We start from the raw sequence: 2,791 nt of genomic DNA on the forward strand, positions 1-2,791 counted from the left end.
GTAAGCAGTCCGTTGCTGCAGGTATCGCCAATGCCGTTCCGCTACCGCTGTTGTTGGAGCACCTCCAGTTCAACCGTGATCTCATGCAGCGCTGGCGTCCCTGGCTTTACCTGGCAATCGACAGCGAAGACGAAAACCCTCTGCCTCTACACGGCGCGGACGTGACGTCCCCGGCAGACGCGCAGCTGGCGCTGAGGGCGGGGCTCACTATTCGCATCGAGATGCGCCGTGAAGCTGACCAAGACCTCGATGCTGCCGTGCACTTCCAGTACGAGCGCGAGGTGTGGTATGCCGTGCGGGCGGAGGCATTCATGGAGACCCTGCTCGACATGGTCGCTCTGGTGGCGGAGAACCCGTCGGACATTGATGTTGCCACCCTGCTCCGGATGCGTCGCCCTCAAGCCGTCCAGTAGCGCCGCTATCCACTTTCCACGAACCTGCGAGATAGAGAGTCCATGTCGGATTATCCTCAGTCCCCAACAGACGCCCACGGCGTCCGCCCTGTCATTCTCGTTCTCGACTATCCCGGCCACCGTCCTGAAGCACGCCTGTCCGAACTGCGCCTGGAAGAGGCCGGATACGACGTTCGGGAATTGTTGGTCCGTCCACTGCCCAGAGACCTCACCGCCGAGGCGTATACGATCCAAGCCCTGACCGCATCAGGTCACGCGCAGGCAAGCGTGCACGGGGTACTTGGGTACTGCATGAGCGCATCTCTCGCGCACCTCGTGGCAACCGTGACCTCGGCCCGTCACCTGCTGCTCTTCGACGCCGAGCGCGCGACGGAGCAAACGATCACAAGTGAAATACGCAACGTCCTAACGTCTTTCGCCCCGGGGGTGGAGCTTCCTCCGCCTCTCAGTGGCGCCGAACTCTCCGGTGCCCCGCAGTCGTTCATAGAACGGATCGATGCCCAACTTTTCTCTGCGATCAGTGCCTCACTGCAGGAGGAGGCCGATGGCCCATTCCCGGACACGGAGGAAGACCCTCACAGTCGCGCAGGTCGCCCGCGGTCTGATGGGCACCTATCTGGACTGGTTCGCCCACCTTTTTGCGGCTTCCGATGCCGGCGTGGCGACCCCGCGGTCGGTTCGACCGGTCAACTTCATGCCGTACATGTGACGTCGTCTGGACATGTGCTGCCCGAAGACTGGACTGCTGCGACCGGAATCCCGCGCCATGTAGTCGAGACCGGGCGGACCGACCTCGCCAGGACCGAGGAGACGAGAGCACTGACCCTGCGCCTCCTCCACGCTGAACACACGATGCCATGAGTGCTCGTGGCCCATCACGAAGTCACTCGTCCGCTGTCGTCGGCCGCCGGCAAGGCGCTCAGACAGAGGGAAATATGCGCAACCCGCTGGCCGGATTTCCGCAGGAGATCAACCTGGGAACGGCAACCGTCGCCACGCTTGGTCCCGTCGGTACGGACGCCCACGCCGAAGCGGACCGCTTGTTTGGCAAAGTCCTACTGGCCGATTCCTTCAACGAGGCAATGGATCTGGGACTAGCCGAAGGAGTACTGGTTCTCGTGGCTGCGGGGTTCTTGGAACGAGACGACGACAAACTGGTGGACAGTTGGGTGGACATTCACTTCCGGAATCTCGACCGCATGCGTTTGCTCGCGACGTGGGAAAGCCTCACGAAGCCCATGTGTGTCGCATCGAACACCGCCCGTGGAAGATCTCTGAAGAGTATGGAAACGATCGCCCTCCATCCTGCGACCGAGGTATTCGCGCGCAAATTCGCACCGCAAGCCGCGCGGAACTATGTCAGCGCGAAACCTATAGCCGCTCAGCGGGCGAACGACGGACACACGGACGGTTGCATCGGCTCGGTCGACATAGTGCGTGAGATGCCGAACCTCAAGATTCTCAACACCTGGCAACCAACGATGGTGTGGTGTTTGTACGAGCCGTATTTCCTAACCAACTCCAATGATTAGCCTCAAATCTTTTCAATAACGTTTCAGTCGCACCACCGAGAAACAAGTTCGTCCGTCATATCCTCAAACTTGGAGAGCACATGAAGATCCTTATCGCCGGCGGCGCCGGATTCATCGGAAGCACCATCGCGTCGGCCTGTATCGACGAGGGAATCGAGCCGATCATCCTCGACAACCTGGTGACGGGGCGACGTGAATTTACCGCGGGTCGCACTTTCTACGAGGGCGATATCGCCGACGGCTCGCTCATCGATCAGATTTTTGCGCAGCACCCCGACATCTATGCGGTTGTCGACTGCGCTGCCCTGATCGTTGTCCCCGAATCTGTCGCGGAACCGCTCCGGTACTACACCGAGAACGTCGCCAAGGGCATTCTTTTCCTCGGCCACCTCGTCAGGAACGACTGCCGTCGGCTCATATTCAGCTCCTCCGCGTCCATTTACGCCGCCGGCTCGGACTTCGCCGTGGACGAGAACTCTCCGCTGGATCCGCTGAGCCCCTACTCCCGCACCAAAGCACTGTTCGAGACCGTGTTGCGGGACATCAGCTTCACGGGCGCGCTCGGCATCGTCTCCCTGCGCTACTTCAATCCAGTCGGCGCCGATCCCAAGATGCGCTCCGGACTTCAAGTACGCCGCCCTACCCACGCTTTGGGGAAGATGATCGAGGCTCGCGAGTTCGGCGAGACGTTCCAGATCACCGGCGTGGACTGGCCCACCCGAGATGGCTCCGGGATCCGCGACTACATACACGTCTGGGATCTCGCCCACGCTCACATCCAGACACTGCGCCGCTTCGACACGCTCTTCCCCACGAATCCTCAGTCCTACTACCAGGTCATTAATC

At 60.9% G+C, this 2,791-nt stretch carries 3 protein-coding genes; all 3 read left to right on the top strand.

What is annotated here, in order from left to right:
- The coding region (locus RR1_RS22510) for a hypothetical protein (protein ID WP_040775145.1) at window positions 1–413 on the top strand (413 nt) is incomplete at its 5' end.
- A gap of 935 nt (window positions 414–1,348) precedes the next feature.
- A complete protein-coding gene (locus tag RR1_RS21425) occupies window positions 1,349–1,945 on the top strand; it encodes a hypothetical protein (RefSeq protein WP_010839980.1) in 597 nt (198 codons plus the stop codon).
- An 80-nt stretch (window positions 1,946–2,025) separates the two neighbouring features.
- A partial coding sequence (locus RR1_RS21430; protein ID WP_051111314.1) for an NAD-dependent epimerase/dehydratase family protein occupies window positions 2,026–2,791 on the top strand: 766 nt, incomplete at its 3' end.

Source organism: Rhodococcus rhodnii NBRC 100604 (assembly GCF_001894925.1).
Taxonomy (GTDB): Bacteria; Actinomycetota; Actinomycetes; order Mycobacteriales; family Mycobacteriaceae; genus Rhodococcus_F; species Rhodococcus_F rhodnii.